Origin of the sequence: Streptomyces sp. GS7 (genome assembly GCF_009834125.1) — a bacterium.
GTDB lineage: Bacteria > Actinomycetota > Actinomycetes > Streptomycetales > Streptomycetaceae > Streptomyces.
Window position 1 is genome coordinate 1,591,955 of record NZ_CP047146.1, and the last position, 25,975, is coordinate 1,617,929.

Below are 25,975 nucleotides of genomic sequence, written 5' to 3' on the forward strand. Positions count from 1 at the left end.
ATGACCGGTCGGTAACGTGATGCGGCCCCGCCATCCGGGGATGGCGGGGCCGTGGGTGGTGCGGGTGAGGTGAGGTCAGGCGGTCCGGAGCCGCTCGTCCTTGACGGCGCCGACGAACGCGGTCCAGCCGGTGGCCGGGAAGACCAGGGCGGGGCCGTGGGGGTCCTTGCTGTCGCGGACGGGGACGACGCCGGGGAGGTCGTCGGAGACCTCGATGCAGCTGCCGCCGTTCTGGTCGCTGTAGCTGCTCTTGCGCCAGTTGACGGCGCCAGGGAAGTCGTGAGCGACCTCGACGCAGTTGCCGCCCTTGTCATCGCTGTAGCTGCTCTTGCGCCAACGAGCGGTGCTCAGGTCGTACTCGCGCATTGTCTGTAGTCCTCCGCCACCGATTCGATCAGAGCCAGGGACGCCTCCGGCGACAGTGCGGCGGCCCTTAGCAGATCGTAGCCCTGCTGCGCGCGCTTCACTATGGCAGGATCGTCCAGCAAATTCCCCGAATACAGGCCCTCTGTATAGGCGGTTGGCGGGGCGTCCTCGAATTCCATGAGCGTCAGCATCTTGCCCATGAGTGGATAGGCGCTCGCAGCGAACGGGACGACCTGCACCAGGATCTTCCGTGCGCGCGCCACCTGTGCGATGTAGTCCAGCTGCTCGGCCATGACGGTTGGGCCGCCCACCGGTACCCGCAGTACGGCCTCGTGGAGCACGGCCCAATACTGGGGCCGTGAGGCGTCCTTGAGGATGACGGCTCGGTCCAGCCGAGTGCGGACCTTTTCCTCGATGTACTCGTCGGCCGCGAACGGGTTGCCCGCGAGGATGAGTGCGTGTGCGTATGCCGGTGTCTGTAGCAGCCCAGGCACGATCATGGGCTCGCAGTCGCAGATCCTCGTCGCCAACCGCTCCAGCTCCGCCACCGCCGCGAAGTAGTCCGGATACCGCTTGTCGTCGATCAGCTTCCGCCAGGCCCGCTCGAAAAAGCCGTCGGTTTGCAGTACCTCGTCGATCCGGATCGCCACATCCAGCTGCGGCCTGCGGATCGCCTGCTCGAACTGGCCGATGTAGCCGCCGGAGACGAACACCCGCCGCCCCAGTTCGTTCTGGGTCAGTCCGGCGAGTTCCCTGCGGTGCTTGAGCTCCGCGCCCCAGTGTTCCCATGCCGCCATGCGTGAGCCATTGGCCATGGCTAACTCCCTCTGCCTGCGCGGCAGTTGTAGTGCCGATCCCATTGCCCAGCGTAGTTCCGCAGCGTCACGCTCTGCTTGCGAACAGTGAAAGCCCCACGGAAAGGGCGGACGATCATGCAGCAGCACCTCAAGGAAGTGGATGCCGTGACGACGGAACTGCGCGAGGCCCTCGCCCGGGCCGGAGTCGTCCTCCCGTCGCTCCGCCCCGACCCCGTCTCGATCGCGCACCGCTACATGCCGCCGCTCGTCGAACTGGGGCGGTGCTCGATGGAGGTCGCCCGGCAGCTGACCGACGCGCTGGCGGAGCGGTCCAGGGGAGAGCGGCCCTGACCTGAGAGGTACCCGGGACGGCCGCCCTGCCGTCGTGCGGGAGAATGGCCGCATGAGTCTGTTCCGCGACGACGGCATCGTGCTGCGCACCCAGAAGCTGGGCGAGGCGGACCGGATCATCACCCTGCTCACGCGGGGGAACGGCCGGGTGCGGGCCGTCGCGCGCGGCGTACGGCGCACGAAGTCGAAGTTCGGGGCCCGGCTGGAGCCCTTCTCGCACGTCGACGTGCAGTTCTACGCGAGGGGCGGCGAACTGGTCGGGCGCGGGCTGCCGCTGTGCACGCAGAGTGAGACGATCGCCGCGTACGGCGGCGGCATCGTCACGGACTACGCGCGCTACACGGCCGGGACGGCGATGCTGGAGACCGCCGAGCGGTTCACCGACCACGAGGGCGAGCCGGCCGTGCAGCAGTACCTGCTGCTGGTCGGCGCGCTGCGCACGCTCGCCAACGGGGAGCACGCGCCGCACCTGGTGCTGGACGCGTTCCTGCTGCGCTCGCTGGCGGTCAACGGCTACGCGCCGAGCTTCGGCGCCTGTGCGCGGTGCGGTCTGCCCGGCCCCAACCGGTTCTTCTCGGTGGCCGCGGGCGGCGTCGTCTGCGGGGACTGCCGGGTGCCCGGAAGCGTCGTACCCTCCTCAGAGGCCATCGGGCTTCTCGGCGCGCTGCTGACCGGCGACTGGGAGGCCGCGGACGCCTGTGAGGCGCGGCATGTCCGGGAGGGCAGCGGCCTCGTCGCGGCGTATCTGCACTGGCATCTGGAGCGGGGCCTGCGCTCCCTCCGTTACGTGGAGAAGTAGCGCGGGCCGTCAATCGAGTCAATGAGTCAACGATCTGCAGAGGAGACTGGGGCGCATGGCAGTACGCGGGATTCTGGGCCGCAATCGGCGCGAGTACGAGACGCCCGAGCCGCATCCGTCCGGCGCGCGCCCGCCGAAGATCCCCGGCGAGCTCGTCCCGAACCATGTCGCGATCGTGATGGACGGCAACGGCCGGTGGGCCAAGGAGCGCGGGCTGCCGCGCACCGAGGGCCACAAGGTCGGCGAGGGCGTCGTCCTGGACGTGCTCAAGGGCTGCATCGAGATGGGCGTGAAGAACCTCTCGCTCTACGCCTTCTCGACGGAGAACTGGAAGCGGTCACCGGACGAGGTCCGTTTCCTGATGAACTTCAACCGGGACGTGATCCGGCGGCGCCGTGACGAGATGGACGCGCTGGGTATCCGCATCCGGTGGGTCGGGCGGATGCCGAAGCTCTGGAAGTCCGTGGTGCAGGAACTCCAGATCGCCCAGGAGCAGACCAAGAAGAATGACGCGATGACGCTGTATTTCTGCGTGAATTACGGCGGTCGGGCGGAGATCGCGGACGCCGCGGCGGCCATCGCGGCGGATGTCCGGGCCGGGAAGCTGGACCCGTCCAAGGTCAACGAGAAGACCGTGGCGAAGTACATGTACTACCCGGACATGCCGGATGTGGACCTCTTCGTCCGGCCGTCCGGCGAGCAGCGGACGTCGAACTACCTGATCTGGCAGAGCGCCTACGCCGAGATGGTCTTCCAGGACATTCTCTGGCCGGACTTCGACCGCCGGAACCTCTGGGACGCCTGCCTGGAGTACGCGAAGCGGGACCGCCGCTTCGGAGCGGCGCCGATCGCCGAGGGCGAGTCGGCCACGTAAAAGGGCACGTCCCGGCCCGGCCCGCGCCGCCCGGCCGGAACAGCACGGAACGGCCGCCCCGCCCGCAGGCGGAGGCGGCCGTTCCCGTATGTCCGCAGCTACTGCTACTGCTACTGCTACCGCTACTGGGCCGCCGCGCGGTCCGCGCACTCGCCGCACGTACCGAAGATCTCGATGGTGTGGGCGACATCGCGGAAGCCGTGCTCGGCGGCGATCTGGTCGGCCCACTTCTCGACCGCGGGGCCCTCGACCTCGACGGCCTTGCCGCAGGCCCGGCAGACCAGGTGGTGGTGATGGTCGTCGGTGCTGCACCGGCGGTAGACGGCCTCGCCCTCGCTGGTTCGCAGCACATCGACCTCACCGGCGTCGGCGAGGGACTGCAGCGTCCGGTAGACGGTGGTCAGCCCGACCGAGTCGCCCCGGTGCTTGAGCATGTCGTGCAGCTCCTGCGCGCTGCGGAACTCGTCGACCTCGTCGAGTGCGGCCGAAACCGCGGTCCGCTGCCGCGTCGACCGGCCGCGTACCGGAGATCCCGCGCTCGTCGCCACCGTTGCCTCCCTAGGACGTCAGGACTTGCCCTGCGCGTGCGTTGGGCCATTGTGCCAGGTGATGACCGGAACCCTGGTGGGACACTTACCTCCATATCTGTCCCGCACCGGCCGGCCCTACCCCTGGCGGGCGCGTCGTCCGCCCGGGTCGAGCCACCCGCCGCGGACCCGCCTCACACCCGCACGTCGTCCGCCGGAACCCGCCCGGCGGGTACCTCCAGAGTGCACCCCTCGGCGGCCCGTGCGGCCGCTCTGGCGCGTTTTCTCGCGAGCGGGGCGGCCAGCGCCGTGAACGCCACGAAGAGCCCGATGGCGAACAGCACGATGGTCGCGCCGGACGGCACGTCGACGTAGTACGAGGTCGTCGTCCCGGCGACGGTGACCACCACGCCGATCGCCACCGCCGCGGCGAAGGTCACCGCGAAACTGCGGCTCAGCTGCTGCGCCGCCGCCACAGGGATCACCATCAGCGCGCTGACCAGCAGCAGACCGACCACCCGCATCGCGACCGTGACGGTGACCGCGGCGGTCACCGCGACCAGCAGGTTCAGCAGCCGCACCGGCAGCCCCGTCACCCGCGCGAACTCCTCGTCCAGGCACACCGCGAACAACTGGCGGCGCAGCCCGACGGTGATCGCCAGCACCAGCGCGGCCAGCACGCAGATCGTCGTCATGTCCTGCGGCGAGACGGTGGTGATCGAACCGAAGAGATACGTCCCGAGATTGGCGTTGGAGCCCGCGTCGGAGAGGTTCATCAGCAGCACACCGCCCGCCATGCCGCCGTAGAACAGCATGGCCAGCGCGAGATCGCCGCGGGTCCTGCCGTACCAGCGGATCAACTCCATGATCACCGAGCCGAGGACGGCGACCGCGGTGGCCATCCAGACCGGGCTGGAGTTCAGCAGGAAGCCGAGGCCGACACCGGTGAGGGCGACATGGCCGATACCGTCGCCCATCAGGGCCTGGCGGCGCTGGACGAGGTAGATACCGATGGCGGGCGCGGTGACACCGACGATCAGGGCGGCGATCAGCGCCCGCTGCATAAAGGCGTAGTCGAGGATTTCCATCAGCTCAGCAGCCCCGTTCGGAGCGGTTCCGCGGACGCGTCGGCGTGCGGGTGGACGTGGTCGTGGCCGGGCAGCGCGTGTTGGCCGACGGCCTGGGGCGGCGGGCCGTCGTGGACCACGCAGCCGTCGCGCAGCACCACCGCGCGGTCGATCAGCGGCTCCAGCGGCCCCAGTTCGTGCAGGACGAGCAGCACCGTGGTGCCCCGGGCGACCTGCTCGCGCAGCGCGGCGGCCAGCACCTCCTGGCTGGCCAGGTCGACCCCGGCCATCGGCTCGTCCATGATCAGCAGATCCGGTTCTCCGGCCAGCGCACGGGCGATCAGCACCCGTTGGTGCTGTCCTCCCGACAGCGCGTTGACGGAGTCCCTGGCCCGGTCCGCCATCCCGACCAGCTCCAGGGCGCGATGCACCGCGGCCCGGTCGGCCCGGCGCAGGATGCCCAGCTTCGTACGGGCCAGCCGGCCGGCCGTGACCACCTCGCGGACGGTGGCCGGAACCCCGCCCGCCGCGGTCGTGCGCTGCGGCACGTACCCGATCCGGGCCCAGTCCCCGAAGCGCCGGAACGGCGTCCCGAACAGCGACAGTTCACCGCCGGTCAGCGGAACCTGGCCGATCACCGACCGTACGGCCGTCGACTTGCCGGAGCCGTTGGCGCCGAGCAGCGCCACGACCTCGCCCGGGCGCACGGTGAGATCGACCCCGCGCAGCACGGGCCGGGCGCCGAGCGAAGCGGTGGCGCCGCGCAGGGCTATGACGGGCTCGCCCTCCATGACGGGCGCGTCCCCTATGGCGGGCTGGTCCCTGTCCTTCATGTGCCGACCTCCGTCGTGCGGTACGTCCGAAACGCGCCCGGCGGCATGCCGGGCCGCCGCTGCGCGGTCACTTGCCGCCGAGCGCCTGCTCCAGCGCGGCGAGGTTGGCGCGCTGGATGCCGAAGTAGTCCTTGCCGCGGGACTTGGGGGTGATCCCCTCCAGCGGGTCGAGGACATCGGTCTTCAGGTGCAGGTCCCCGGCCAGGGCCTCGGCGGTGGCCGGGTTGGCGATGGTCTCGAAGAAGACCGTCGAGACATGGTGCTGCGCGGCGAGGGTGTGCAGGTCCTTGATGCGGTTGGCGCTGGGCTCGGACTCCGGGTCCAGGCCGCTGATCGCCTCCTCGGTCAGGCCGTACCGCTCGGCGAGGTAGCCGAACGCCGCGTGGGTGGTGATGAACGTGTCCGAGGCCCGGTTCTTCAGCCCGTCCCGGAACTCCTTGTCCAGCCCGTCCAGCTTCTTGACCAGGGCGTCGGTGTTCTTCTGGTAGTCGGCCCTGTTCTTCGGGTCGGCCTGGGCGAGCGTCCGGCCCACGCCCTTGGCGACCTCGGCGTACTTCACCGGGTCCAGCCAGACGTGCGGGTCCCGGCCCGGCTCGGACTCGGAGTGCGAGTGGTTGTCGCCGGTGGAGTGGTGGTGGCCGTCGACCTCGGTGCCGTGCGTTTCGAGCGAGGTGAGGGAGGCCGCGTCGGCGACGTTCTTGACGCCGGACTGCTTGATCGCGTCGTCCACGGCGGGCTGCAGGCCCTTGAGGTAGACGATCGCGCCGGACTCACCGAGCTGCGCGGTCTGCTTCGGGGTGAGCTCCAGGTCGTGCGGCTCGACGCCCGGCTTGGTGAGGTTGGACACCTCGACGTGGGAGCCGCCGATCTGCTCGGCGAGGAACTGCATCGGATAGAACGACGCCGTCACCTTCAGCTTGCCGTCGCCGGAGCGGCCGGTGCCGGCGGCGGAGCAGGCGGTGAGGCTCAGCAGGCCGAGAACCGCGGCTCCGGCTATGGCTGCGGTGGATATGTTCGGGCGTACGTTCATGACACTCATTTTCAACAAACATGGAAATGATTGTCAACAAAGTGCGAAGCAGGTCACAGTGCCCCGAGGAAGCGGCCGGAACCGATTTGATCCGGAGGGTACGGCCGCCGGTACCCTGAACTATTCGCCCACCCGTCTCCCGAGCAACCCCCCTCGTCGAGGCGCTACGCGCCGTCCTGTCCATTGTTCGTCGTCGTAATGAAGAGAGCACCGTGGCCGCCGACAAGATCGATACCATCGTCAGCCTGAGCAAGCGCCGTGGCTTCGTCTACCCCTGCAGTGAGATCTACGGCGGCTCCCGTGCTGCCTGGGACTACGGCCCCCTCGGCGTCGAGCTCAAGGAGAACCTCAAGCGCCAGTGGTGGCGCGCCATGGTCACCTCGCGCGAGGACGTCGTCGGTATCGACTCGTCGGTGATCCTGGCCCCCGAGGTATGGCAGGCGTCCGGCCACGTCGCCACCTTCACCGACCCGCTCACCGAGTGCACCTCCTGCCACAAGCGCTTCCGCGCCGACCACCTGGAAGAGGCGTACGAGGAGAAGCACGGCCGGCTGCCCGAGAACGGCCTCGCCGACATCAACTGCCCGCACTGCGGCAACAAGGGCGGCTTCACCGAGCCCAAGCAGTTCTCCGGCCTGCTCTCCACCCACCTCGGCCCCTCCCAGGACACCGCCTCGGTCGCCTACCTGCGCCCCGAGACCGCGCAGGGCATCTTCACCAACTTCGCCCAGGTGCAGCAGACCTCGCGCAAGAAGCCGCCGTTCGGCATCGCGCAGATGGGCAAGTCCTTCCGGAACGAGATCACTCCGGGCAACTTCATCTTCCGCACCCGCGAGTTCGAGCAGATGGAGATGGAGTTCTTCGTCAAGCCGGGCGAGGACGAGCAGTGGCACGAGTACTGGATGGAGCAGCGCTGGAACTGGTACCGCGACCTCGGCATCCGCGAGGAGAACATCCGCTGGTACGAGCACCCCGCCGAGAAGCTCTCGCACTACTCCAAGCGCACCGCTGACATCGAGTACCGCTTCCAGTTCGGCGGCTCGGAGTGGGGCGAGCTGGAGGGCGTCGCCAACCGCACCGACTACGACCTCTCCTCGCACTCCAAGGCGTCCGGCCAGGACCTCTCCTACTTCGACCAGGAAGCCGGCGAGCGCTGGACCCCGTACGTCATCGAGCCCGCGGCCGGTGTCGGCCGCGCGATGCTCGCCTTCCTCCTCGACGCCTACGTCGAGGACGAGGCCCCCAACGCCAAGGGCAAGATGGAGAAGCGCACGGTCATGCGCCTCGACCCGCGACTGGCCCCGGTCAAGGCCGCGGTCCTGCCGCTGTCCCGCAACCCGCAGCTCTCCCCGAAGGCCAAGGGCCTGGCCGCGGACCTGCGTAAGAACTGGAACATCGAGTTCGACGACGCGGGCGCCATCGGCCGCCGCTACCGCCGCCAGGACGAGATCGGCACCCCGTTCTGCGTCACCGTCGACTTCGACACCCTCGACGACAACGCCGTCACGGTGCGCGAGCGCGACACGATGAAGCAGGAGCGCGTCAGCCTCGACCAGATCCAGTCCTACCTGGGCGGCCGCCTCCTCGGCTGCTGACCCGCCGCCCCCCCCGGCAACGGCAGAGCGCCGGCCGCCCCCGCAACTTCCCGGGGACGGCCGGCGCTTCGCTGCGCGCGGCTCTACGGACGGGGCCCCTGACCCGCCTGGGGTCTGTCCTTTGGGGTGGGGCCTGGCGCCGGTTCGGTGGGTTGGGCTCGGGTGGGGCCTGGGGCCTGGGGCCTGGGGCCTGGCGCCGGTCGGGTGGATCGGGGACGAGCGGGGCCTGGGGGCCGTCCCGTAGGTCGGTCGGGGGCGGGCGGGACCTCGGGCCTGTCCGGTGGGTCAGAGCCGGGAGGCCCTAGCCCTGCAGCCCCCGCATCACCAGGTCGCGGACCGCCTCGAAGTCGGCGGTGATCTCCGGGCGGGACCACTCCGCGGCGTAACACGGGTCGTGGAAACGGCCGGTGGCGGCGAAGACGGCGTGAGCGGTGGTGGTGGGGGAGGGGGCGCGGAAGGCGCCCTCGGCGACGCCGGCCTCGATGATCGTGGCGAGCTGGGATTCGAGGTCGGTGACATGGCGGTCGACGACACCGCCGCTCTCGCCGATCAACGTCATGTACGTGGCGAAGAGTTCGGGGTCGTCGCCGGCCTTGTGGCGCTTCGCCTCGAAGAGGGTCGCGAGCCAGCGGCGCAGCCGGTCGTCGGCCGGGCCCTCGTCCCTGACGATGGTCGCGAGCTGCTCGCTCGTACGGTCCAGCCAGCGCGCCGTGACGGCCTCCCGCAGCGCCGTCTTCGTACGGAAGTGGCGGTAGACGCTGCCGTGACTGACGCCCAGGGCGCGCGCGACGTCGACCACGGTGGCCTTGGCCGGGCCGTAACGGCGCAGCACCTCCTCGGTGGCTTCGAGGATGCGCTCGGGGGTCAACGTCTCGGGGGGCATGAAACGGGCCGGCCTTTCGGGGAGGGGAGGGGGCGGAAGGGGTGGTGGCGGGGTGGAAGGGGCGGTGGCGGCGGAGACATCGACGGGTAACCGCGGGCGCCCGGTGGTGGGCAACCCGGCAGGTGTCCAGTGGTGGGCAACCCGGCGGTGTCCAGTGGTGGGCAGCTGGCTGGTGCCCGACCTGGGGTTCGTCTTGGTTCTCTACGGACGGTACCCGTGATGCTCTCTTCCCGGGGGCCTCCCCCTCCCCCCCCCCACCCCTCCCCCTCGCGTATGCGTCGGCACACGGGCTCGCGTGCGCCTGGGCGTGAGCCCGTGTGCGCCTCGGCACGAGCTCGCGTGCGCCCTGGCACGAGCCCGCGTGTGCCCCGGCAGGAACACCAGCTAACGAACACCAGCCAACGAACACCAGCCACGGCCCCCCGGCTCGAAGTCCGGCCCCGGAGCGCGGCGGGCCCGATTCCCAGGCACGGCCCCCCGGGCTCGAACTCCGGCCTCGGAGCGCGCCGGGCTCGAATCCCGGTCACGGAGCCCCAAGGCATGAACTCCGGCCGCGGAGTCCCGGCTCGAACCTCGGTCATGGAGCCCCAAGGGACGAACTCGAACTCCAGCCACGGAGCCCGGGTTTGAACTCCGGCCCCGCGCCCCGCGTCCACCCCCTCGGCCCGAGCCCCGCGTCCGCCCCCCCGGCCGCGGAGTGCCGGAGCACGAACCCCGACCGTCGGAGGCTCAGAGCGCGCCCCCCGGCCGCGGAGGCCCAAGGTACGGACTCCGGGCGGGACTCCCCGTTCCGCGCTTCGGGCGGGCCATCGAGAGTCGGCAGGTGCGTCGCTTGCGGAGCCACCGGCTGTCCGGCTGTCACCGACGGCCACCGACGGCCACCGACGGCCACCGACGGCCACCGACGGCCACCGACGGCCACCGCGGCCGTCGGCAGGCGGCTCGTTTGCCGGGCGTGGCCGTCGGCAGCTGATGCCTTGCCGGTGGGACCGTGAGTGGCAGGCGGTCGGCGGGGCGTGAGTGGCGAACTGTCGGCGGATGCGTTGGCGTTGCCCCGTGGTTTTCCGCTCGCCGCGGGCCGGGTGCCCGGCAGGGTGGCGTTCGTCGTCCGCCTCTCGATGTCGCTCCGCCCGCGGTCAGTGTTCGCTGTCCAAGTGGGCCATCTGGGCTGCCGGGTAGCGGTCGCCGGCTGCGGCGCCGGCGGGGATGGCCTGCTCGATGGCGGTCAGATCACCGGTGTCCAGGGTGACGTCCAGGGCGCCGAGGGCCTCGGTGAGGCGGTCGCGGCGGCGGGCGCCGACCAGGGGGACGATGTCCTCGCCGCGGGAGAGGACCCAGGCGATGGCGGTCTGGGCGACCGAGACGCCCTTCTGGTCGGCGATCTTGCGGAGTGCGTCCACCAGGTCGAGGTTGCGATCCAGGTTGTCGCCCTGGAAGCGCGGCGACATCCCGCGGAAGTCATTGGCGGCGAGCTTGCGGTCACGGGTGAAGTGGCCGCTGATCAGGCCGCGGGAGAGCACTCCGTAGGCGGTGATGCCGATGCCCAGTTCGCGGGCGGTGGGGAGGATCGCGTCCTCGATGCCGCGGGAGAGGAGGGAGTACTCGATCTGGAGGTCGGCGATCGGGGCGACGGCGGCGGCCCGGCGCAGAGTGTCCGCGCCCACCTCGGAGAGGCCGATGTGGCGGACGTGGCCGGCCTGGACCAGCTCGGCGATGGCGCCGATGGTCTCCTCGATCGGGACCTCGGGGTCGACACGGGCGATCCGGTAGATGTCGATGTGGTCGGTGCCCAGGCGCTGGAGGGAGTACGCGGCGAAGTTCTTCACCGCGGCGGGTCGGCCGTCATAGCCGCTGAAGCCGCCCTCGACGGTGCGCAGGGCGCCGAACTTGACGCTGGTCAGGGCCTTTTCGCGGGCGGCGGCGGGGGCCGTCCGCAGGGCTTCGTTGATGAGGAGTTCGTTGTGGCCCATGCCGTAGAAGTCGCCGGTGTCGAGGAGGGTGATGCCGGCGTCGAGGGCGGCGTGGATGGTGGCGAGGGATTCGGCGCGGTCGCTGTCGCCGTAGAGGGCGGACATGCCCATGCAGCCGAGGCCGAGGGCGGAGGTCTGCGGGCCGGTGGTGCCGAGGGTGCGGGTCTGCACGGCGTGCTCCTGGGGGGAGGGATGGCGGGTGGCTGGTTCAGCCGTGCCTCAACCATGACATGACGGCTGACAGATTTCAATATTTGTCAGCCGTGAGGGTGGGGGGTGGTGGGGGAGGGGTGGGGGAGCGGGCCGTGGGGAGGGGGCCGTGGGGAGGGGGCGGTGCGGGCCTCAGTGCAGGGTGCGGGGGAGGCGGAGGCCGAGCAGGGTCGTGCCGAGGACGATCAGGAGCTGGGCCAGTACGGCGGCGAGCAGGGCGTCGCGGATGCCGGCGGCGGGGAGCAGGGCGAGGAAGAGGGTGCCCAGCGTGGCCACGCCGAGGGCGAGACCGGACTGCTGCGTGGTGACCATGACGCCGCCGCCCACGCCCGCCTGCGCCACCGGCAGTTCGCTCAGCACGATCCGCATCAGGACCGGCAGCAGCAGGCCCTGCCCGAAGCCCAGCACCGTCATGCTCGGAGCCAGTTCCATGACCGGGATGTGCGGCCAGTCGGCGTGGACGGTCAGGGCCAGGGCGAGCAGCCCGGCGCTCTGGAGCAGTGAGCCGGTGATCACCACTCGCCGGCCGAAGCGCTGAACCAGCCGCGGGCCGGCCAGCGAGGCGAGGAAGTAGGCGAGGCAGAGTGGGGCGAGCGAGACGCCGGCGGCGAGCGGGCCGTAGCGCAGGCCGGTCTGGAGGGCCACCGCCACCACGAACATGAAGCCGCCGAAGCCGACGGAGAACGGGATCATCATGGACAGGCCGCTGTGGACGGAGGGGATGCGGAGAAGGGACGGCGGTACGAGGGGGGTGCGGCCGGTCCGCTCGGCACGGCGCTCGACGGCGATGAACGCGGCGGCCGAGAACGGGAAGACCGCCAGCAGCAGCCAGGACCACACGGGCCAGCCGGCGGCGCGGCCCTCGGTGAGCGGCAGCAGCAGGGCGATCAGGGAGGTGGCGAGCAGCGCGGTGCCGGGGCCGTCGACGCGGGTGGGGTGCGGGGACCGGGTCTCGGGGACCGTGCGGGCCGCCAGCAGCCAGGCCACCACGGCGATCGGGACGTTCACCAGGAACACCGCGCGCCAGCCGGTGCCGGCCAGGTCGACCGAGACCAGCAGCCCGCCGAGCACCTGGCCGAGGGCGCTGGAGACGCCGGCCGTGCCGCCGTAGAGGCTGACGGCCTTGGCGCGCCGCTTGCCGGTGGTGGTGGCCTGGATGGTGGCCAGTACCTGCGGCAGCAGCAGGGCGGCGGCCGCGCCCTGGGCGACCCGGGCGATCACCAACGTCCAGGCGTCGGGGGCCAGTCCGCAGGCGAGTGAGGTGAGACCGAAGGTGGCAAGGCCCCAGAGGAACAGTCGACGCCGGCCGGCGATGTCGCCGATCCGTCCGCCGAGGACGAGCATCGTGGCGTAGGCGACCCCGTAGCCGGCGACCACCATTTCCAGCAGCGCGGGACCCGCCCGCAGGTCGTGGTCGATGGTCGGCAGGGCCACGTTGACGATAAAGAAGTCGATCATCGGGAGGGCCGCGCCCAGGAGGACGGTCAGCAGGCCCAGGGGGGTGAGCAGCGGGGTCGCCGCCGAACTGTGCCGGGCGGTGGTGGTGGGCGCCGCCGGGGTGGTGCTCTGTATCTGGGTTTCGGTCACGCAGTCGATGATCGTGGTCGGCTCAGACGGGTACCAGAGTGTCGTTATCCTGGTATCAGCACTACCTGGCAACTGTCTGGGCTCTGCGGCAGGCTGGACGCATGAGTCTGGATGCGACGGATGTGGCAGCGGCGGCGGGACCGGGCACCGTCTCGGACGTGACAACCGTCCCGGATGTGACCACAGTCTCGGATGCGGCCGCCGTCCGGGATGTGGCGGGGTCGCAGAGTGCCACACGTGGCGGGGCCGGCGCAGCCCCCCGGGCCGGCGGCGCCCCGCGCGCCGGCGACGCGATCCGGCGGGCGGAGCTGGCCGCGTTCCTGCGCAGCCGCCGGGAGCGGATCACCCCCGAGCAGGTCGGCCTGCCGCGCGGCAGCCGCCGCCGCACTCCCGGGCTGCGCCGCGAGGAGGTCGCGCATCTCGGCGCGGTCGGCGTGACCTGGTACACCTGGCTCGAACAGGGCCGGGACATCCACGTCTCGCCGCAGGTGCTGGACGCGGTGGCCCGCGCGCTGCTGCTGGACCGCGCCGAGCGCAGCCACCTCTTCGCGCTCGCCGGGGCGATCGACCCGCTGCCGGGCAAGGAGTGCACGGGCGTGCCGCTGGCGCTGCGGCAGATCCTGCACCAACTCGCGCCGTTCCCCGCGGTGGTGCAGAACAGCCGGTTCGACATCCTCGCCTACAACCGCACGTACGGGCAGCTGATGTGCGACCTCGACGCGCTGCCCGAGGAGGACCGCAACTGCATGTGGCTGGCGTTCACCCACCCCGGGTGGCGGGCCGCGCTCGTCGACCGGGAGGCGACGATCCGGACGATGACCGCCAAGTTCCGCGCCTCGATGGCCGAGCACGTCGCGGAGCCCGCGTGGAAGGCGCTGGTGACGAGGCTGACCGAGGCGTCGCCGGAGTTCCGGGAGATCTGGGCGCAGCACGAGGTCGAGCGCCAGGCGAGCGCCCTCAAGGTCTTCCGGCACCCGGAGGTCGGCGTGCTCCAGCTGACCGGGACGAATCTGTGGACGGGGCCGAATCCCGGGCCGAAGGTGCTGGTGTACGCCCCGGTCGACGAGGTGTCGCGGGAGCGGCTGGAGCGGTTGGAGAGGCTGGCGCTCGCCCAGGGGTGAGCGCGCCCGGCCGCGGGTCAGGACTCCGCGCCCGCCCGGCTGTGCCCGCGGGCCGTCCCGTTCTCGAAGAGCGCCGCGGTGCGCCGGGCGGTGGCGCGTGCCCAGCGGCCGGTGGTCAGGGCGCCGAGGAGGAGGATCGCGGCGCCGCAGCCGGTGATGATCCACCAGACGGGGCGGCCGGCGGCGAGGAAGGCGGCGGGGGTGGCGCCGAGATGCGCCCCGCCGGCCAGGACGGCGCCGATCACCGCGACGCCCAGCGACTGCCCGACCTGCCGGCTGGTGGAGGCCACCGCCGCCGCCACGCCGGCCTGCGCGCGCGGCATACCGGACACCGCGGTGTTCGTGATCGGGGCGTTGACCAGGCCGAATCCGATGCCGAAGAGGACGTAGCCGGTGAGCAGCAGGGCGCTGGTCGACGGGGCGTCGAAGGCGGCGAAGAGCAGGCCGCTGGCGGCCATCGCCGTACCGGCCAGCAGCAGCGGCAGCCGGGCGCCGCGGCCGGCGACCAGGCGTCCGGAGAGCGGGGCGAAGACCAGGGTCATCCCGGCCATGGGGAGCATGTAGAGGCCGGCTTCCAGGGCGGACAGGCCGCGGATGTTCTGGAGGTAGAGGGTGTTGACGAAGAGGAAGCCGCCGAGCGCGGCGAAGGCGCAGACGGCTGTGACGGTGGCGCCGGCGAACGGGACGCTGTGGAAGAACCGCAGGTCGATGAGGGGTTCGCGGCGGCGGCGCTCGTAGCCGACGAGGGCCGCGAGGGAGGCCGCGGCCACCAGCACGAACGAGAGGATCTCCGGGGAGGTCCAGCCGGTCTCCGGAGCCTGGATGATCGCGTACGTCAGGGAGCCGAGCAGCGCGATCACCAGCAGCTGGCCCACCGCGTCGACCCGGCGGGGCCTGGGGGCGCGGGACTCCGGGACGTACCGCAGGGTGAGGAACAGCGCCAGGGCGCCGATCGGGACGTTGATCCAGAAGATCGACCGCCAGCCGACGTTCTGCACCAGCAGCCCGCCGATCACCGGCCCGGCCGCCATGCTGATGCCGACCACGCCGCCCCACACCCCGATGGCGCGGGCCCGCTCCCGGGGGTCGGTGAAGGTGTTGGTGATGATCGACATGGCGACGGGGTTGAGCATCGACCCGCCGACCGCCTGCACCATCCGGAAGACCACCAGCCATTCCAGTCCGGGCGCCAGGCTGCACAGCAGCGAGCCGATCGCGAAGACCACCAGCCCGACGGTGAAGATCCGGCGGCGGCCGAGGCGGTCCGCCGTCGAGCCGGACAGCATCAGCAGCGACGCCAGGACCAGGGTGTAGGCGTCGATCGTCCACTGCATCCCGGAGACCGAGGCACCCAGCTCGCGCTGCATCGTCGGCAGCGCGACGTTCAGGATGGTGCTGTCGAGGCTGACGATCAGCAGGCTCAGGCAGCAGATCGCCAGGACCAGCAGACGGCGACGGCGGCTGACGACAGGCATGGTTGAACGCTACAACGATCCCGGCCGGACGTCCCCGGCGGGGCGGTTCGCCGGGTGCGGGACAATGGGGTCCATGACTTCGCTGCAGATCGGCCCCCATGCGGTGCAGCCCCCCGTGGTGCTCGCGCCCATGGCCGGGATCACCAACGCCCCGTTCCGGACGCTGTGCCGGGAGTTCAGCGGCGGCAAGGGCCTCTTCGTCAGCGAGATGATCACCACCCGGGCGCTGGTCGAGCGCAACGAGAAGACCATGCAGCTGATCCGCTTCGACGCGAGCGAGCAGCCGCGCTCGATCCAGCTGTACGGCGTCGACCCGGCCACCGTCGGCAAGGCCGTCCGCATGATCGCGGAGGAGGACCTGGCCGACCACATCGACCTGAATTTCGGCTGCCCGGTCCCGAAGGTGACCCGCAAGGGCGGCGGCTCCGCCCTCCCCTACAAGCGGAACCTGCTGCGCGCCATCCTGCGCGAGGCGGTCAGCGGCGCCGGTGACCTGCCCGTCACGATGAAGATGCGCAAGGGCATCGACGACGACCACATCACCTTCCTCGACGCCGGCCGGATCGCCGTCGACGAGGGCGTGACCGCCATCGCGCTGCACGGCCGCACCGCCGCCCAGCACTACGGCGGCACCGCCGACTGGGACGCCATCGCACGCCTCAAGGAGCACGTCCCGGAGATCCCGGTGCTCGGCAACGGCGACATCTGGTCCGCGGACGACGCGGTGCGGATGATGCGGCGGACCGGCTGCGACGGCGTGGTCGTCGGCCGCGGCTGCCTGGGCCGCCCCTGGCTCTTCGGCGATCTGGTCGCCGCCTTCGAGGGCACCGGCGCGCCCGCCGCGCCGACCCTCCGCGAGGTCGCCGCGGTCATGGTCCGGCACGCCGCGCTGCTGGGCGAGTGGATCGGCGACGAGAACCGCGGCGTCATCGACTTCCGCAAGCACGTCGCCTGGTATCTGAAGGGCTTCGCGGTCGGCTCGGAGATGCGCAAGCGGATGGCGATCAGCTCGTCGCTCGCCGAACTGGAGGACGGGCTGGGTGAGTTGGACCTCGACCAGCCGTGGCCGGCGGGTGCCGACGGGCCGCGCGGCCGCACCTCCGGCAACAACCGCGTGGTGCTGCCCGACGGTTGGCTGCGCGACCCGTACGACTGCGCCGGCGTCAGCGAGGACGCGGAGCTGGACACCTCGGGAGGCTGACCGGCGGACGGCCGGTGCGCTCCGCGGGCCGGGCCGCCTCGACGAGGCGGAGGCGGAACGGCGCGCCGTGCTCGCGGTGAGCGAGCGCGAACCGGGCGACGAGCACAAGTGCCCCTTCGACCCGGGCCCGGCCGGCGGAAGGTGGGGTCGGCCGGGACACCGCCGGCGGCTGACCGCAGGCGGGATACCGGCCACGGGCGCCGGGCGGTGGCGCCGTCCGGGTGTACGGCGTGATGTCCCGGCGGCCGTCCGGTCGGGGCCCCGTTACCGTGTGCAGCCCACGTGCCGCCGTGCGGCGTGCGCGTCCGGCGGCCGGGTACGGGAGAGGCGAGGGAGATGCCGTGGTGAGTGGGCACCGCTCCGTGGCGGACACGGAGCAGGCGGTACGGGCCAGGCTCGGCGACACCCCCGTCCGGCAGGAGCGGATGGCCGCCGTCGCGGGCCTCTACCGCGCCGCGGCGTCCGTACGGCAGCACTTCGAGAACTCGGTGCTGCGCGGCGCCGAGCTGACCTGGACCTCGTTCGTGGTGCTGTGGGTGGTGTGGGTCCGCGGTGCGTGGGAGACCCGCCGGGTCGCCGAGGAGGCCGGCATCTCCAAGGGCACCCTCACCGGCGTCGCCCGCACCCTCCAGTCCCGCGGCCTGATGGCACGCACCCCCCACCCCACGGACGGCCGGCTCGCGCTGCTCTCCCTCACGCCCGAGGGCGAGGCGCTGATGGCCCGGACCTTCCCGGAGTTCCACGCCGAGGAGGCCTTCGTCACCGAGGGGCTGACCGACGACGAGGCGCTGACCCTGGCGGAGCTGCTGCGGCGGATCGTCACCCAGGTGGAGACCCGGGGCGCGGAGCGGCGGCTGGAACTGCTGGACGGGGCGGACCCGGCACCGCGCAGGAGCGGGCGCCGGGCGAAGGCGTAGCGCCCGTCCGGCGGGTCAGGGCCGGAAGGGCCCCGGCCGCCCCCGGCGAGGCGGGCGTACGGCCCGGTGCTCAGTCGGCCTCCCGGTCGGCCGTGCCCGCGGCCACCAGCCCGGCCGCCCCCAACTCCCGGTAGCGGGCGAGCAGTTCACCCAGCACCCGCTGTGCGTCCGGGCCGTCCGGCGTATAGACCCACAGAGTGGCGGTGGGCGCCTCGATCGTGGTGAAACCCGTCGCGATGATCGTCACCTCGCGGCCGTCGACCGTACGGAACGCCTTGCGGTGGCTGGCCGGCGGCAGGACGTCGTGCCGGGCCCACATCTCCGCGAACAGCGGGCTGGCCGCGGAGAGTTCACGGATATACGCCCGCCACCGCGGATCGTGCATGCGGCGGCCGAACGCGCCGCGCAACCGGCCCACCATGAAGGAGACCTCGCGCTCCCAGTCGACCAGCGGCTGGGATTCCTCGTCCGCGGTGAAAAGCCGCCACAGCACATTCCGTTCCGGCGGCGGCAGCAGCTCGATCCGGGGATCGAGCGCGGCATAGGCGTCGTTGAAGGCCAATACGTCGTAGCGGGCGCCGACCAGGCCCGCCGGCAGCGGGTTCAGCGAATCCAGAATGGTCTGCACCGCCCGCGCCCCGGGCGGAACCGGAATCTCCTCGGCGGGGGATTCGGGGGCGGCGGCGCCGGGGACGTCCGCGAGCCGGTGCAGATGTGCGCGCTCCGCCGGGCCGAGCAGCAGCGCACCGGCGATGGCGTCCAGCACCTGGATGCTGGGGTTGATCGCCCGCCCCTGTTCCAGCCAGGTGTACCAGGCCACGCCGACGCCCGCACGCTCGGCGACCTCCTCCCGGCGCAGGCCCGGCGTGCGCCGCCGCGGGCCGCCGGGCAGGCCCACGTCCTGGGGGGTGATGCGCTCCCGGCGGAGCCGCAGGAACGCGGCGAGTTCCCCGCGCCGGGCGGCAGCGGCGGATGCGGAACGGGTGATCGCTGACACCGGTTCATCATGCGGGACGCCCGCCGGACGGTGCCAGATACCGCCGCTACCAGGATCACGGGCTTCCCGGTACCGGAATGCGCCGGTCGCGACCACCGCCGCCACGAGCGAGACCGGCAATGAGCGCGACCACCGATGAACGGGACCACCGATGAGCGGACTTCCCGCACCGAGCATTCCGCCCGGCAGGCGCGCCCGGTTCCCGGGATACGCCGCCACCTTGGGAGGGGAGTGACGGCAACGCGCTCCCGTGCAGCGGTATACGACCCGGGACGCCGAGGTGCGGTTCTCGCCACCCGGGAACTATGGCCTGATACCGGTGCCCACGCTTCTGGGCCGACGGCACGCCGAAACGCCCGGACCGAGGCGGAACCGGCGCCGTCCGCGGCGCCCGCCGGGGACGGCGCGGCCCCGCGGTGGCGCGGGGCGGGGAGGCGGCGCGGTCACGACCGGCACCGGGGCCGCCCCGGAGCGGCGGATGGCCGAATCGCGTGCGGATCTTCCGGCGGTACGGCAACGGGCGCGCATGCCGGTCGAGGCATTCCTTGATCAACGAGTCGAAGCGGGTCCAAATGATGGGACCCGCTCACACATGAGCGCGTGATTCTCGCCACCCCTGATAGGGGGTCCGCTCAGATGAGCGGAATCGGCCGGGCTCCATCTCTCGCAGTGGTGGCACCGGGTGCCATCCGCCGCCTGTTCAAGTAATCAACAACACCATTGCACTGCGTAGAAGTAGATCGCCCTGCCGACTACGTGGTGCAGTGATCCGTTCAGGAAATAAACGATGGTCATTGCCCATGATCACTTTCGATCTACTGGCGGACGCCGGGTTACGCACGTATGTCGACCAAGTGGACGTACCCATACGCCTTCGATCTGGGTATGTTCCTCGCCGTCAGGGCAGCCCGTCGGCGAGGAGTCAGACCCGTGCCGGAAACACAAGATCCCCACGTAAGCCAGTCTTCTTCCGTGAAGTTCGTCTACGACTTCACCGAGGGCAACAAGGACCTCAAGGACCTCCTCGGCGGCAAGGGCGCCAACCTTGCGGAGATGACCAACCTGGGACTTCCCGTCCCTCCGGGCTTCACGATCACCACCGAAGCCTGCAAGGTCTACCTGGAGAGCGGCACCGAACCCGCGGCACTCCGTGCCGAGGTCTCCGAGCACCTCGACGCGCTTGAGCGGAAGATGGGCAAGAAGCTCGGGCAGGCCGACGACCCGCTGCTCGTATCCGTGCGTTCCGGGGCGAAGTTCTCGATGCCCGGCATGATGGACACCGTCCTCAACATCGGCCTCTCGGATGCGTCGGTTTCCGGCCTCGCCGCGCAGGCCGGCGACGAGCGGTTCGCCTGGGACTCGTACCGACGCCTCATCCAGATGTTCGGCAAGACCGTGCTGGGCGTCGACGGCGAACTCTTCGAGGAGGCGCTGGAGGAGGCCAAGCGGGACAAGGGCGTCACCGTCGACGTCGACCTGGACGCCGCCGATCTCCGCGCGCTGGTCGAGCAGTTCAAGCAGATCGTCGCCAAGGAGACCGGGCGGGACTTCCCGCAGGACGCCCGTGAGCAGATGGACCTGGCCATAAGGGCCGTCTTCGACTCGTGGAACACCGACCGCGCCAAGCTCTACCGCCGCCAGGAGCGCATCCCCGGCGACCTCGGCACGGCCGTCAACGTCTGCTCCATGGTCTTCGGCAACCTCGGCCCCGACTCCGGCACCGGCGTCGCCTTCACCCGCGACCCGGCCAGCGGCCAGCAGGGCGTCTACGGCGACTACCTGCAGAACGCGCAGGGCGAGGACGTCGTCGCCGGTATCCGCAACACGGTCCCGCTCGCCGACCTGGAGAACATCGACAAGGCGTCCTACGACGAGCTGATGCAGATCATGGAGACGCTCGAAACGCACTACAAGGACCTGTGCGACATCGAGTTCACCATCGAGCGCGGCAAGCTGTGGATGCTGCAGACCCGGGTCGGCAAGCGCACCGCCGGTGCCGCCTTCCGGATCGCCACCCAGCTCGTCGACCAGGGCCTGATCGACGAGGCCGAGGCCCTCCAGCGGGTCACCGGCGGCCAGCTCGCGCAGCTGATGTTCCCCCGCTTCGACCTGGACGCGAAGTCCGAGCTGATCGGCCGCGGCATCGCCGCCTCCCCGGGCGCCGCCGTCGGCAAGGCCGTCTTCGACTCCTACACCGCCGTCAAGTGGTCCCGGTCCGGCGAGAAGGTCATCCTGATCCGCCGCGAGACCAACCCCGACGACCTCAACGGCATGATCGCCGCCGAGGGCATCCTCACCTCCCGCGGCGGCAAGACCTCGCACGCCGCCGTCGTCGCCCGCGGCATGGGCAAGACCTGTGTCTGCGGCGCCGAGGAGCTGGAGGTCGACACCAAGACCCGCAAGCTGACCACCCAGGACGGCACGGTCATCGAAGAGGGCGACGTCGTCTCCATCGACGGCTCCTCCGGCAAGGTCTACGCCGGTGAGGTCCCGGTCGTGCCGTCCCCGGTCGTCGAGTACTTCGAGGGCCGGATGCACGCCGGCGCCGAGGACGCCGACGAACTCGTGCAGGCCGTCCACCGGATCATGGCCTACGCGGACCGGGTCCGCCGGCTGCGCGTACGGGCCAATGCCGACAACGCCGAGGACGCCGCCCGCGCCCGCCGGTTCGGCGCCCAGGGCATCGGCCTGTGCCGCACCGAGCACATGTTCCTCGGCGAGCGCCGGGAGATGGTCGAGCGCCTGATCCTCGCCGACACCGACGCCGACAAGGACGCCGCCCTCGCCGAGCTGCTGCCGCTCCAGAAGGCCGACTTCATCGAGCTGTTCGAGGCGATGGACGGCCTGCCGGTGACCGTCCGCCTCCTGGACCCGCCGCTGCACGAGTTCCTGCCCGACATCACGGACCTCTCGGTCCGGGTCGCGCTCGCCGAGGCCCGCAAGGAGCCGCACGAGAACGACCTCCGGCTCCTCCAGGCCGTGCACAAGCTGCACGAGCAGAACCCGATGCTGGGTCTGCGCGGCGTCCGCCTCGGCCTGGTCATCCCCGGCCTGTTCGCCATGCAGGTACGGGCCATCGCCGAGGCCGCCGCCGAGCGCCGGAACGCCAAGGGCGACCCGCGCGCCGAGATCATGATCCCGCTGGTGGGCACCGTCCAGGAGCTGGAGATCGTCCGCGAGGAGGCCGAACAGGTCATCGCCGAGGTCGAGAAGCGCTACGGCGTCAGCCTCAGGCTCACCCTCGGCACGATGATCGAGCTGCCCCGCGCCGCGCTGACGGCCGGCCAGATCGCCGAGTCCGCCGACTTCTTCTCCTTCGGCACCAACGACCTCACGCAGACCGTCTGGGGCTTCTCCCGCGACGACGTGGAGGCCAGCTTCTTCACCGCGTACCTGGAGAAGGGCATCTTCGGCGTCAGCCCCTTCGAGACCATCGACAAGGACGGCGTGGGCTCGCTGGTCCGCAACGCAGCGGCGGCCGGCCGCGCCACCCGCCCCGACCTCAAACTCGGGGTCTGCGGGGAGCACGGCGGCGACCCGGAGTCGGTCCACTTCTTCCACGAGGTCGGACTCGACTACGTCTCCTGCTCGCCGTTCCGCATCCCGGTCGCCCGGCTGGAGGCGGGCCGCGCGGCGGCGGAGGCCAAGGGCAGCGACAGCCGCTGACCCGACGGGGCACCCGCCCCACACACCACCGGAGACGGCGGCCGGGCACCTTCACCCTCACGCCCGCCCGCCGGCTCCGGCACCGCAACGAGGGCGGCACCTGTGCGGAGGTGCCGCCCTCGGTCTTGTGGGCTGCGGGGATACTCAGATGTGGGTTCTGACCTGGGAAAACTACGCGTAGTGATTGCCGTCGTTTTTCGGGATCTTCCGGGTCCTTGTGCCCTCGTTGCGCCCTGTGCTGCATAGGCAGGGCACACGACGCCCCCGGCTCGTCGCGGTGAGCGGCGGGCCGGGGGCGTATCTGCTGCGGGTGCTGTGTGGTGCGGCACCGGCCTACGCCGGCGGGTGGGGCAAGACGAGGACCATGACGTCGTGGAGATCGGCACCGGCCCACGGGCGAGCGTCACCGACTTTGCGGTAGCCCCACGATCGGTATGCCGCTTGTGCTGCCTCATTCACCGGATGGACGTTGAGTACCACTCGCTCGGCTTCGATGCCGTGGAGGAGCGTCTCGTGCAGTCGGCGGGCGATGCCGTGTCCGCGCCATGGCAGGCGCACGGCCAGCTCCATCAGGCCGAAGGTGCGGTGGCCGTCCTCGCGACGCATCTCGTCGGGCACGGGCTCGGTGAGCGAGTCCCACCAGCCTGTCTTCGGCCCGAGGGGGCAGCCGTAGGCCATGCCGACGGGTGTGCCGTCGGGTGTGCGGGCCAGGGCAGCCCGGAAGGCGCGTCTCCGTGTCCGGGAGCGGAAACGCCGGAAGGTGGCCACGACGTCGTCGTCAGTCTCGCAGTAGGGCGGCTCGGCGAATACCTCGGCGTAGACGACCGTGAAGTCACCTTCGGCCTTCTCCGCAGCCGGGCCGTCCATGCATGCGACGGTGGTGCCTTCGGGTTGGGTCATATGGCGCCCCTCAGACGGTCTCGCGGATGCGGTCGCCACACTCGCGGGCGACCGCCGTGTCGATTGCGGCGACGGCGCGCTGGAACTTCCGGATCTTGTCCAGCAAACGCGGCGACGAGATCCCTCCGCACGCCTGAAGTGCGGTGGTCATCTCGGCACATGCCTCCTCGGCTTCCCCCGCCTCAAGGAGTACACCCGCGAGTTTCACGCGGTACGAGGCGCTGTTGCGGAGCAGGTCACCACCGATACCGGTCACCGCAGCACGCAGAAAGGGAACGGCGCGCTTGGGCTGCTCCGCTCGTACATACATGTCTGCCGTGGCGTAGTCCACCTCGAACGGTCCGACGAACTGGGCCCAGTTGGGTACCGCGGTGTCCGCATCGACTCGGCCCTGGTGACTGACGGCGCGGCTCAAGGCCCGACGCGCTCCGGACAGGTCTCCCACATGGGTGGCCACGTTGGCGGCACGCAGTGCGATCACGAGGTGCACGGTGTGCCCGGCGCCGGCGCGTTGGGCGAGGCGGTAGGCATTCTCGACCGCGCTCGCGGCTTCCCATGCCCGGTCGGCCCTGATGGCGAGCAGCACGAGCGTTTCCAGGACGGAGACTTGAAGGAGAGGGCTGTCGACGAGCTGGGCCGTTGCCAGTGCTTCCATGCATGCCGCTCGCCCCTCGGCGATGCGCCCACCGTCGTAGCCGTACCAAGCTCGGTGCCCGTGCAGCTCGGCCAGCATCGTCTGAAGCTCGCGACCGACGCGGCTGGTGTACGAAGCCGCGCTGAGCGCTCCCGTGATCTCGTTCTCGATCCGGCGCGCTGCGGTCATGGCCGGCACGCTGCCCTCGCTGTGGTCCGTCTGGTACAGACCGTCGAGTCGTTCGCGCAGCCGGCCGAGGTCACCGACGCCGATCCGAGGTCCTGACCGAGCAGACACCAGAGCCGTTGCGGCAAGCACACCGGCGTCGGCGACGAACGTCCTCCGATTCACCCCTTCAGGATCGCCGATCGGCGCGGACACGGACAGGCGATGGTCTGGAACATCGAACCCCATCTCGTAGAGGGGGACCCCGAACATTGCTTCCAGGACGGTCTGTTGACTCGGGTGGGGCAGAGGCGGAGGGGTCTCGCATTCCCAGCGGCGCAGCTGCCGAACGCTCAACGATGCATCAGTGTCGAGACGCAGGGCTTCGTGTCTGAACGCTTTGACGAACGCCTGCTGCGTGTACCCCGCGGACTGCCGTAACTGCGCCGGCCTGTTGCCACCGATGCCCACCATGCGCTTCCCCTTGCGGCTGCGGTTGGTCCTCCCACCGTAACGAGCGGGCCGTGGTGGCGGACGAAAACGTCCGCCCAAACGTCCGCCTCCGCGGCACCGGAAACGCCCCAACTAGCAGTGGACTAGAGGCTCACCGCTTCATCGGCCAGGCATCGAGGAGGCAAGGCGTGAGCAGATGCACCCCCACGTACGTCGAGCAGAAGAACCTGCAACGGGATGACCCGGATGAAGGGACCGCAGGTCGTGAAACGTCCGGTGAGCACCCCGTGGCCATGCCGAAATGGGTCTTCATCGGGGCTCGCGTGCTTGACACCGTCAAGGAGTGCGAGGCCGTCGTCCACGGGATCGGACAGCCCTACGTGCTCCACCACGAGCAGCCGTCCTGCGTGTGGCTGCGCCCGCCGGGCGGCGGGTTGGAGTGGTGCGTGGAGGTCAGTGCCATGAGACCGCTTGAGGAGGAGCCGTGCCCCGTCGTTCCCGAGAAGAGCTGACCGAAGCTCGCCACAAGTTCATCGCCAACCGAGAAAACGTGATCGCCCGGTGCAACGAGGGCGAGTCCGTCGCCTCGCTGGCCCGCTCGTACGGCTACGTAGGGGACGGCTGGGTGGCCAAACAGTTGGACTCTTGGGCTGTGCCTCGCCGGGACCGGTCCGCAGCCCCGGTCGCCCGCGGGTCCGGAGTCCCGCCGATCGATGCCCCGCTGACGACGCATCACACCACACCAGAGAGCCCTCGCCCGTCCGCCGTCAAGGCTGTCAAAGCCGACGCTCGCCGGATCGGGTTCGGTGGCCAAGAAGTTCCCCTGCGCAAGGGCCTCATGCATGAGGTTGGAGGTGTCGAACGCAGAAAGATCCGCCGGGACGCAACTCAGCGAGACGGACGCGCCCGCGACACGGTTACGCCCCCGGCAGGCTCACGCTCTCACGCACAGTACGCGGCATGCGAAAAGGAGATACATGCACACCATCGAGTACGAAGCGAAAGCGCTGGGCATCGATCCGGATGCCATGGCCGAGCGCATCAAGGTGGCCGGGGGAGGTTTCCAGGGCGAGCGTCTGATGCGCCGCTACGTCTACGACACCGTCCCTCCGGTGGAGGGCCGTTGGGTCCGGCTGCGGGACTCCGGCGGCGCGGTGACCCTGTGTGTGAAGACGATCAGCTCGGACGAGATCGACGGCACTCGGGAGACCGAAACGACCGTCGGATCGTTCGAGGACACGCACGTGTTGCTCGGCCTCATGGGGCTCACGCACCGCGGCTACCAGGAGAACCGGCGGTCGTCGTGGCTGCTGGACGGTGTGCGGCTGGAGATCGACGAATGGCCGCGCATCCCGCCCTATCTGGAGATCGAAGGCGACACCGAAGAACAGGTGTGGGCCGCCGCCGAGCGCCTTTCCATTCCGCGAACTGACCTGACCAGCGAGAACACGACGAAGGTGTTCGCTCGGTACGGGATTGACCTCGACTCGATCAGCGAACTCCGGTTCACGTAGACCTCTCCACCGCGCGCTGGCGGGGTCACCAGGCCCCGCCGGC

General features: G+C 70.8%; 23 protein-coding genes. 10 read left to right on the forward strand and 13 right to left on the reverse strand.

The window, feature by feature from the left end; all coding sequences use genetic code 11:
- Positions 1-75: 75 nt before the first annotated feature.
- Both GR130_RS06675 and GR130_RS06680 read right to left on the reverse strand, forming a co-directional pair.
- Positions 76-366 (reverse strand): DUF397 domain-containing protein, encoded by a 291-nt coding sequence (locus GR130_RS06675; protein ID WP_159503847.1) that lies wholly within the window; start codon positions 364-366, stop codon positions 76-78.
- Positions 348-1,181: a helix-turn-helix domain-containing protein gene (locus GR130_RS06680; protein ID WP_159503848.1), complete on the reverse strand. Its 834-nt coding sequence runs from the start codon at positions 1,179-1,181 to the stop codon at positions 348-350. Before GR130_RS06680 ends, GR130_RS06675 begins: the two co-directional genes overlap by 19 nt.
- A 117-nt stretch (positions 1,182-1,298) precedes the next feature.
- On the opposite strand from GR130_RS06680, the gene GR130_RS06685 reads away from it, so the two are divergent.
- Genes GR130_RS06685 through GR130_RS06695 form a run of 3 tightly spaced genes read left to right on the forward strand, consistent with a single transcriptional unit; the run spans position 1,299 to position 3,187 of the window.
- Positions 1,299-1,514, forward strand: coding sequence for a hypothetical protein (locus tag GR130_RS06685; protein ID WP_159503849.1), 216 nt, complete (start codon positions 1,299-1,301; stop codon positions 1,512-1,514).
- A 52-nt stretch (positions 1,515-1,566) separates the two neighbouring features.
- Positions 1,567-2,313 (forward strand): DNA repair protein RecO, encoded by a 747-nt coding sequence (recO, locus tag GR130_RS06690; RefSeq protein ID WP_159503850.1) that lies wholly within the window; start codon positions 1,567-1,569, stop codon positions 2,311-2,313.
- A gap of 55 nt (positions 2,314-2,368) precedes the next feature.
- A complete protein-coding gene (locus GR130_RS06695) occupies positions 2,369-3,187 on the forward strand; it encodes an isoprenyl transferase (protein WP_159503851.1) in 819 nt (272 codons plus the stop codon).
- Positions 3,188-3,309: 122 nt separating this feature from the next.
- Here GR130_RS06695 and GR130_RS06700 read toward each other — a convergent pair whose 3' ends face one another.
- The 4 genes from GR130_RS06700 to GR130_RS06715 all read right to left on the reverse strand — a co-directional run bounded on the left by GR130_RS06700 (position 3,310) and on the right by GR130_RS06715 (position 6,644).
- On the reverse strand, positions 3,310-3,735 hold the full coding sequence (locus tag GR130_RS06700) for a Fur family transcriptional regulator (RefSeq protein ID WP_159503852.1): 426 nt from the start codon (positions 3,733-3,735) through the stop codon (positions 3,310-3,312).
- Between the two features lie 173 nt (positions 3,736-3,908).
- Positions 3,909-4,802 carry a metal ABC transporter permease gene (locus GR130_RS06705; protein ID WP_159503853.1) on the reverse strand — a complete coding sequence of 298 codons (894 nt, stop codon included), beginning with the start codon at positions 4,800-4,802 and terminating at the stop codon, positions 3,909-3,911.
- Positions 4,802-5,614 carry a metal ABC transporter ATP-binding protein gene (locus GR130_RS06710; RefSeq protein WP_201304816.1) on the reverse strand — a complete coding sequence of 271 codons (813 nt, stop codon included), beginning with the start codon at positions 5,612-5,614 and terminating at the stop codon, positions 4,802-4,804. Before GR130_RS06710 ends, GR130_RS06705 begins: the two co-directional genes overlap by 1 nt.
- A 67-nt stretch (positions 5,615-5,681) precedes the next feature.
- On the reverse strand, positions 5,682-6,644 hold the full coding sequence (locus GR130_RS06715) for a metal ABC transporter substrate-binding protein (RefSeq protein WP_159503854.1): 963 nt from the start codon (positions 6,642-6,644) through the stop codon (positions 5,682-5,684).
- Positions 6,645-6,856: 212 nt separating this feature from the next.
- Here GR130_RS06715 and GR130_RS06720 point away from each other — a divergent pair, with 212 nt between their 5' ends.
- Positions 6,857-8,239, forward strand: a complete 1,383-nt coding sequence (locus tag GR130_RS06720) for a glycine--tRNA ligase (protein WP_159503855.1) — start codon at positions 6,857-6,859, stop codon at positions 8,237-8,239.
- Positions 8,240-8,540: 301 nt separating this feature from the next.
- Here the strand turns inward: GR130_RS06720 and GR130_RS06725 are convergent, their stop codons facing one another.
- The 3 genes from GR130_RS06725 to GR130_RS06735 all read right to left on the reverse strand — a co-directional run bounded on the left by GR130_RS06725 (position 8,541) and on the right by GR130_RS06735 (position 12,889).
- A complete protein-coding gene (locus GR130_RS06725; RefSeq protein ID WP_159503856.1) occupies positions 8,541-9,122 on the reverse strand; it encodes a TetR family transcriptional regulator in 582 nt (193 codons plus the stop codon).
- Positions 9,123-10,258: 1,136 nt separating this feature from the next.
- Entirely contained in the window at positions 10,259-11,263 is a 1,005-nt protein-coding gene (locus tag GR130_RS06730) for an aldo/keto reductase (protein WP_159503857.1), read from the reverse strand.
- Between the two features lie 171 nt (positions 11,264-11,434).
- Positions 11,435-12,889, reverse strand: coding sequence for an MFS transporter (locus GR130_RS06735; protein WP_159503858.1), 1,455 nt, complete (start codon positions 12,887-12,889; stop codon positions 11,435-11,437).
- A gap of 101 nt (positions 12,890-12,990) precedes the next feature.
- On the opposite strand from GR130_RS06735, the gene GR130_RS06740 reads away from it, so the two are divergent.
- A complete protein-coding gene (locus GR130_RS06740; RefSeq protein ID WP_236572861.1) occupies positions 12,991-14,010 on the forward strand; it encodes a helix-turn-helix transcriptional regulator in 1,020 nt (339 codons plus the stop codon).
- 17 nt (positions 14,011-14,027) lie between these two features.
- Here GR130_RS06740 and GR130_RS06745 read toward each other — a convergent pair whose 3' ends face one another.
- Positions 14,028-15,485 (reverse strand): MFS transporter, encoded by a 1,458-nt coding sequence (locus GR130_RS06745; RefSeq protein ID WP_159503859.1) that lies wholly within the window; start codon positions 15,483-15,485, stop codon positions 14,028-14,030.
- A 64-nt stretch (positions 15,486-15,549) separates the two neighbouring features.
- Between GR130_RS06745 and dusB the strand changes: the two genes are divergently transcribed.
- Together dusB and GR130_RS06755 are read left to right on the forward strand one after the other, a co-directional pair.
- A complete protein-coding gene (dusB, locus tag GR130_RS06750; RefSeq protein ID WP_159503860.1) occupies positions 15,550-16,686 on the forward strand; it encodes a tRNA dihydrouridine synthase DusB in 1,137 nt (378 codons plus the stop codon).
- A 344-nt stretch (positions 16,687-17,030) separates the two neighbouring features.
- Entirely contained in the window at positions 17,031-17,603 is a 573-nt protein-coding gene (locus GR130_RS06755; protein ID WP_201305152.1) for a MarR family winged helix-turn-helix transcriptional regulator, read from the forward strand.
- Between the two features lie 70 nt (positions 17,604-17,673).
- Here GR130_RS06755 and GR130_RS06760 read toward each other — a convergent pair whose 3' ends face one another.
- A complete protein-coding gene (locus GR130_RS06760) occupies positions 17,674-18,600 on the reverse strand; it encodes a helix-turn-helix transcriptional regulator (RefSeq protein ID WP_159503862.1) in 927 nt (308 codons plus the stop codon).
- A 972-nt stretch (positions 18,601-19,572) separates the two neighbouring features.
- On the opposite strand from GR130_RS06760, the gene ppdK reads away from it, so the two are divergent.
- Positions 19,573-22,266, forward strand: coding sequence for a pyruvate, phosphate dikinase (ppdK, locus tag GR130_RS06765; RefSeq protein WP_159503863.1), 2,694 nt, complete (start codon positions 19,573-19,575; stop codon positions 22,264-22,266).
- A 333-nt stretch (positions 22,267-22,599) separates the two neighbouring features.
- Here ppdK and GR130_RS06770 read toward each other — a convergent pair whose 3' ends face one another.
- Complete coding sequence (locus GR130_RS06770; protein ID WP_159503864.1) at positions 22,600-23,166, reverse strand: GNAT family N-acetyltransferase; 567 nt, start codon at positions 23,164-23,166, stop codon at positions 22,600-22,602.
- 10 nt (positions 23,167-23,176) lie between these two features.
- The gene (locus GR130_RS06775; protein ID WP_159503865.1) at positions 23,177-24,439 is read right to left on the reverse strand and encodes a hypothetical protein; all 1,263 of its coding nucleotides are present in this window, start codon (positions 24,437-24,439) and stop codon (positions 23,177-23,179) included.
- 167 nt (positions 24,440-24,606) lie between these two features.
- Here GR130_RS06775 and GR130_RS40320 point away from each other — a divergent pair, with 167 nt between their 5' ends.
- Together GR130_RS40320 and GR130_RS06785 are read left to right on the forward strand one after the other, a co-directional pair.
- A complete protein-coding gene (locus GR130_RS40320) occupies positions 24,607-24,930 on the forward strand; it encodes a hypothetical protein (RefSeq protein ID WP_236572865.1) in 324 nt (107 codons plus the stop codon).
- 465 nt (positions 24,931-25,395) lie between these two features.
- Entirely contained in the window at positions 25,396-25,932 is a 537-nt protein-coding gene (locus GR130_RS06785; protein WP_159503866.1) for a class IV adenylate cyclase, read from the forward strand.
- The last annotated feature ends 43 nt before the right edge of the window (positions 25,933-25,975 follow it).